Genomic DNA, 6,075 nt, shown 5'->3' on the forward strand with positions numbered 1-6,075 from the left:
CACCTGGTGGCTCGGCGCCGCCCCGACCGCCCTCGCCGACACCCGGCTCGCCGGCGCCCGCCGGCACTGAGCCCCGCGGCCGCCGCGGCGAACGCCGTCGTACCGCAAGGGGTGCCGGCACGTGAATGCCGGCACCCCCGCCGCCTGCCGCCGCCCTGGAGAAGGGGCATGCCGGAGCGGCCAGCGGCCACCCGTCCGCGGCCGGTTTCCCGAAACCGGCCGGGCGCGAACGAGCGTGGGGGCTCCTGCCCACGGGGCGGTCCGATGCTGCCCGTCCGCGTGAATGTGACTCAAGACGTGCACCGCGCTGCGCCCGCCGACCCGCGCGCTGCGCACCGAGACCGGCTGGACGTCCGGCCCCGTGGAGGGCTCCCGGCCCAAGGACGCCTTCGACCCGGCACCGCCGGAGGTCCCGGACGTGCACCCGCTCGCCCAGGACCGCGGCCCGGGGGAGGAGCCGGCGGCGCCAACCCCGGACGGCACATGACGCCCGGCGGCCAGGCGTCCGTCGACGAGTAGCCGCCCCCCACGCGGCCCGCCGGCACCGACCGGCGGGCCGCCCACCACGACCACCGGCAGTGACCGCCGCCCCGGCGGCCGGGAAGGAACAGCGTGAGCCGCGAGCTCGACGAGGGCCTGGAGCGTGCCGAGCGCACCCGCCCGATCCCGCAGTCCGTCCAGGCCCGGATGCGCTTCCTGCCCAAGGGCGCCAAGGGCTCCACCAAACGGCTCACCGCAGACCTCGGCGTCTCCCAGCGCACCGTCCAGCGCTGGCTCAAGGGCCAGGGCACCCCGAAGCCGGCCGCAGCCAAGGCCATCGAGACCAAGGTCCGCGCCACCCGGCAGCCGCGGGTGAAGAAGCGGGTGCGCCGTGACGCCGAGAAGAACGGCTTCATGCTCCACATCAGCGCCACGTTCGGCTTCTCCTCGTCGGCCGGATCGACCGACGACCCCCGCCCCCGCGTGATCACCCAGAAGATGTCCGGCGACGTCGCCCGCCGCCTCTACGCCGCCCGGGACGCCGGAGCCACCCAGGCCGAGCAGGAGCGGATCCTCGCCGAGGGCCTGCGCGAGCACTACTTCAAGGACAACGGACACCGCGCCCGCGGCCTCGACGTCGAGCTGAACGACATCGCCTGGATGGACGTCGAGCTGTAGAACCACGCTCCAGCGGCCGCCTCCGGGCGCCGTCGTGACGCCTGAGAAACGCCGAAGCCGTACCAGATTCCTGCCGTGCCCGTTCCCGGAGCCCGCACAGCGCTAGCGTTGGGTCCCATGATCGTATGGCTCAACGGCACCCACGGCGCAGGCAAGACGACGACCAGCGTACTCGTGCAGCAACTGATCCCGGATTCACGGGTGTTCGACGCCGAGAAGGTCGGCGAGACACTCATGGACATCACGCCAGGGCTGCCCACGACGGACAACTTCCAGCACTGGCCGCCGTGGCGGCAGCTCGTGGTCGAGACCGCTCGCCGCGTACTCGACTACACCGGCGGCACTCTGGTGATGCCCATGACCGTCCTGGTCGAGCAGTACTGGCGCGAGATCAGCGCGGGCCTCGCCCAACACGCCATTCCGGTAAGGCACTTCGTCCTCCACGCCGACCAGGACACCCTCCGCGGGCGCATCGAGGGGGACACTCTTCTCGGCCCCTCGCCCTTCCGTCTCAAATACCTTGAGCCCTACGCCGAGGCGGCCCGCACGTGGCTGCACGGCGAGGCCGAGGTCGTCGACACCACGCATCTCACGCCCGCCCAGGCCGCCCTGCAGATCGCAGCGGCCGTCAAGGGCTGAGGTCCGCCCGCCACGTGAGAACAGGCGCAGGTGGCCAAGAACCACCTTCCGGCGCCGAGTGGCGCGAACAGACTCAACCAGCGGCCCGGCTCCGCCCGGCACCGCGCTGTCAACCATCCCGAAAGCCGCACCATCCCGACGGCGGGACCCCGCCCCCGACCGTGGCCGCTAGCATCGCGCGCATGCTGGCGCTGCTCCACACCTCGTCCGTGCACGTCCCGGTCTTCGACGCGCTCCGCGACCGCGACCACCCCGGCCTGCCGCTGCGGCACATCGTGTCCGAGGAGTTGCTGGCCAGGGCCCGGACCGACGGGCCCGACGCCGTTGCGGGGGACATCGACCGGGCACTTGCCTCGACGGTCGCCGCAGGGGCCGCGGCGGTGTTGTGCACCTGCTCGACGATCGGCGGTGTCGCGGAGACCCGGGCCGCGGCGCTGGGAGTGCCCGTGTTGCGCGTCGACCGTCCGATGGCGGCAGCCGCCGTCGCCGTCGCACCCGCCGGGGGCCGGACCACGACACACATCGCCGTGATCGCCGCACTGGCCGGCACCGTGGGCCCGACCGTGGCCCTCATCGACGAGGAGGCCGCCCGGTCCGGCCGGCCGGTCACGGTGACGGCCACGGTGGTCGACGGCGCCTGGGACCGGTTCGAAAGCGGTGACCAGACCGGCTATCTGACCACGATCGCCGCCGCTGTCGAGGCCGTCGACGACGCGGACGTCATCGTCCTCGCCCAGGCATCCATGGCAGACGCCGCGCATCGGACCACGACCGCCGTCCCGGTCCTGTCCAGCCCGGCCCTGGGACTCCGCGCCGCCGCTGTCGCCGTGCCGTACCCCGCCAGGAGGACCGCGTAGCCGGCCGGCGCCCGGTCGCTCCCGGCCCCGCACCGGCGGCCTCGACGTCCGGCCGAACGACCTCACCTGGATGCACATCGAGCTGCAGGCCCCGGCCCCCGCCTCGCCGGTGGCCCGCGGATCACCCGCGGGCCACCGGCGGACTGTCAGGGCGTCAGGCGGTAGGCACGCAGCACGGTCTGCTCGACGGTGGCGCCGTCGGCGGCCCGTGCGGTGGCCTTGAGCGAGACGAAGCCGCCGGCGCCCGGCGGCGGGTCGACGGTGACGCGGTAGCCGCCGTCACCCGGGGCGATCGGGGCGTCCCGCCAGGTGGCGCCGTCGTCGAAGGAGACCTGCACGCTCAGGCTCGCGGTGGCCGAAGCCGGGGCACCGCTCTGCCGTTCGACGGCGGCGAGCAGGGTGTGCTGCCGGCGCGGCGCCTGGTTGTCCGGGTCGACGGGGGCGGTGAAGCGGACGGTGTCGACCGGCAGCGCCGTGCTGCGGGCCTGGCCGCCGGGCCCGGGGGCGACGGCGGCCGAGCGGAAGGTCCAGACCGCCTCGACGGTGCCGGACAGCGTCGCCCAGGGTTCGGCCCGTACGGCCTTGGCGGTCAGCCGGTAGGCGGCGTCGGCGGCCGGCACGGCGAAGCGGGCCTGCTCCCGGTCGCTGCCGCCGATGCGCTGCCCGTCGCGTTCCAGTTCGAGGCGGACGGCGTCGTCCAGCCGCAGCGGCCACGGGGAGCCGACGTGGCCGGGGGAGGCGTCGCTGAACAGCTGCGGGGCCACCGTGAGGTAGCCGTCGCTGGTGCGGGCCATGGTGGTCGCGCCGTCGTGGCCCGGGGCCAGGCCCGGGCCGATGACGGCGGCGTTCCAGCGTTCCGCGCAGGTCGCGCCGGCGGCGCAGCGCACCGTGCCGCTCTGGCCGACGGCGGCGGGGTGGACCATCTCGCCGCCGGGGCCGACGGCCTGACTGAAGAACGTCTCGCGGACCTGGTCCTTGACGGTGAAGTACTCGGTGCGGGTGGCCGGCAGTGTGAAGGAGGGCTGGCCGATGGTGAGGGCGCCGAGACCGCCGGCGGACGCGAAGCTGCTGAACTCGCCCGCGGTGCCCGGGCCCTGGGCGAAATAGCGGGTGTTGAGCGTGGCGAGTTCGCCGGCCTCGACGGTCAGGGCCGGGTCGGGCAGCCCGCCGGTGGTGTGCACCAGCAGGTCGTAGCGGTCCGGCAGCCGTCCGTTCTGCGTGGCCGGGCCCACCTGGAGGCTCTGCGCGACGAAGTCGAGCCGGCCGGCGACGGGCCGGGCGGTGGGGACGACGTACAGGTTGCCGGGCCGGGCCAGGACCGTGGCCGAGCCCGCGCAGTCGCCTTCGGCGGCGCTCCCGGCGGTGCGGTAGCAGTAGCCCGCGGACAGCGACCAGCCGGTGGTGGCGCGGCCGGGGACGGTGACGGTCAGCTGCCGGCCCTCGCGGGCGTCGACGGCGAGCCGGGTGTCGCCGCGCAGCTCCAGCTCGGGCTGCAGGAACAGGGTCAAGGTGGCGCTCGCGGTGCCCGAGCCGGGGGTGGCCAGCTGCCCGCCGAGGTTGTAGCGGCCCTCGGGCACGCGCGCGGTGGCGGTGCCGCCGGTGAACTGCAGCTGGTAGGCGTCGCGGGTGTCCAGGTTGACCAGGCTGATCATCGACCAGGCGTTCCAGGTGCTCGGCCCGAGCGGCGCCCCGTTGCGGTCGACGGCCGTCACGGTGATGTCGTGCCGCACGGCCTCGCGGGTGAGCGCGTAGGCGGTGGTGACGACGGCCCCGCCGGGTCCGCTCGCGCGCACCCGCCCGGTCAGCGACGCCCCCGAGGGGACACGGGCCGGATCGACGGTCACGGTGGCCGACGCCGTGGCGCCCGGCGCGACCGTCAGGCGGGCGGGGGAGACGGTGAACGCGCCGGCCGCCACGGTGGTCTCGGCGGCCAGGTCGAGGGTGACCGGCTCGCGGCCGTCGTTGTGGTACTCGACCGTACGGGTGAGCGGCTCGCCGCCGGGCAGGCCCTCCAGGTGGATCCCGGTGCCCTCGGCGGTGGCGTACACCTCCTGGGCGGTGGCCCGGGCGAGGTCGACGCGCCCGGCGCCCTGCTCGTACGCGCCCTGGCCGGCGGCCGGAGCCGCGGAGGAAGTGAGCGCGGCCTTGAGCTGCGGGCCCTTCCACTGCGGGTGCTGCTGGGCGAGCAGGGCCGCGGCCCCGGCCACGTGCGGGGCCGCCATGGAGGTGCCGGAGATGGCCGTGTACCGGTCGCCGACCGGCTCCTGACCGTCCGTCCCGGCCGCCCGGGCAGCGACGATGCCGACGCCCGGCGCGGTGAGGTCCGGCTTGACGGCCTGGTCGCCGACGCGCGGTCCCCGGCTGGAAGACCGGGCGAGCGTGCCGTCCCGGTCGACGGAGCCCACCGTCAGCGCGGCGTCGGCCGACCCGGGGGTGCCGACGGTGCCGGCGCTGCCGCTGTTGCCGGCCGCGGCGACGAACAGGGTGCCGTAGCGGGCGGAGAGCGTGTTGACGGCCTGGGCCATCGGGTCGTTGCCGTCGGTCGGGGCGCCGGTGAGGCTCATGTTGACGATCGGCGCCCGGGCCGCGGCCCACTCCATGCCCTGGAGCACCCAGGACTCCTGGCCGTTGCCCTCGTCGTTCAGCACCCTGCCGACCAGCAGCTCGGCGTCGGGGGCGACACCCTTGAACCGGCCGTCGGAGGCGGCCCCGGTGCCGGCGACGATCGAGGCGACATGGGTGCCGTGCCCGTCCGGGTCGGCGGTCACCGGCGCGCCGGCGGCCCCGGTGAAGTCGGAGGTCTCGCCGAGGGAGCCGGCCACGTCGGGATGGCCCCGGTCGATGCCGCTGTCGAGCACCGCGACCTTGACGCCCTTGCCGGTCCAGCCGGAGCTCCAGGCCTGTGGGGCACCGATCTGGGCGGTCGAGCGGTCGAGCGCCGCGGAGACCTTGCCGTCCAGCCAGACCTTGTCCACGCCGCCCGCGGCGAGTCCGGCGCCCGGCCGCGCGACCAGCTGCCACAGCTCGCCCGCCCGCGCCTTCGGGGCGCGCAGGGCCGCGCCGTGCACACTCTCCAGCACTCGTACGGCGGTGGCGCCGGCGGGCGGCGCGGCCGCGGCCAGGCCCGGGGCGCCTGCGCGCTCCGAGCCCAGGATCAGCGGCAGTTCGGCGGTGTGCGCGTCGTCGTAGCCCTGGGCGATCAGCCCGGCGACGTCGAACAGCCGGGGGTCCAGCCGCCCGGAGTCCAGCGGCCCGACCGCGTCCGAGGGGACGAGGTTGAGCGAGCCGGGGGTACCGGAGCGCTGGAGGAAGGTCACGTCCTCGCGCCCGGGCCCGGGCCGCACGCCGGCCAGCGCCACCGCGCCGTCGGCACCGACCCGGGCGGTGACCGTGTCGCCGGTGACCAGGGTGACCTGGACCG

The 6,075-nt window shown here is 75.6% G+C and carries 5 protein-coding genes; 4 read left to right on the forward strand and 1 reads right to left on the reverse strand.

Features of this window, described 5'->3' with window-relative positions:
- The first annotated feature begins 361 nt into the window (after positions 1–361).
- From KS423_RS47650 to KS423_RS36085, 4 genes are all read left to right on the forward strand, one after another.
- Positions 362–487, forward strand: a complete 126-nt coding sequence (locus KS423_RS47650; RefSeq protein ID WP_263455606.1) for a hypothetical protein — start codon at positions 362–364, stop codon at positions 485–487.
- 125 nt (positions 488–612) lie between these two features.
- On the forward strand, positions 613–1,158 hold the full coding sequence (locus tag KS423_RS36075) for an XRE family transcriptional regulator (RefSeq protein ID WP_224283965.1): 546 nt from the start codon (positions 613–615) through the stop codon (positions 1,156–1,158).
- 117 nt (positions 1,159–1,275) lie between these two features.
- Positions 1,276–1,797, forward strand: a complete 522-nt coding sequence (locus KS423_RS36080) for an AAA family ATPase (protein WP_224283966.1) — start codon at positions 1,276–1,278, stop codon at positions 1,795–1,797.
- Between the two features lie 182 nt (positions 1,798–1,979).
- Positions 1,980–2,654: an arylsulfatase gene (locus KS423_RS36085; protein WP_224283967.1), complete on the forward strand. Its 675-nt coding sequence runs from the start codon at positions 1,980–1,982 to the stop codon at positions 2,652–2,654.
- Positions 2,655–2,800: 146 nt separating this feature from the next.
- Here the strand turns inward: KS423_RS36085 and KS423_RS36090 are convergent.
- A partial coding sequence (locus tag KS423_RS36090; RefSeq protein WP_224283968.1) for a S8 family serine peptidase occupies positions 2,801–6,075 on the reverse strand: 3,275 nt, incomplete at its 5' end.

Source organism: Streptomyces sp. LS1784 (genome assembly GCF_020103755.1).
Lineage (GTDB): Bacteria > Actinomycetota > Actinomycetes > Streptomycetales > Streptomycetaceae > Kitasatospora.

Excerpts from the sequence above, each read along its gene's own strand:
- KS423_RS36080 (WP_224283966.1), top strand. The coding sequence starts at position 1,276 with ATGATCGTATGGCTCAACGGCACCCACGGCGCAGGCAAGACGACGACC.
- KS423_RS36085 (WP_224283967.1), top strand. The coding sequence starts at position 1,980 with ATGCTGGCGCTGCTCCACACCTCGTCCGTGCACGTCCCGGTCTTCGAC.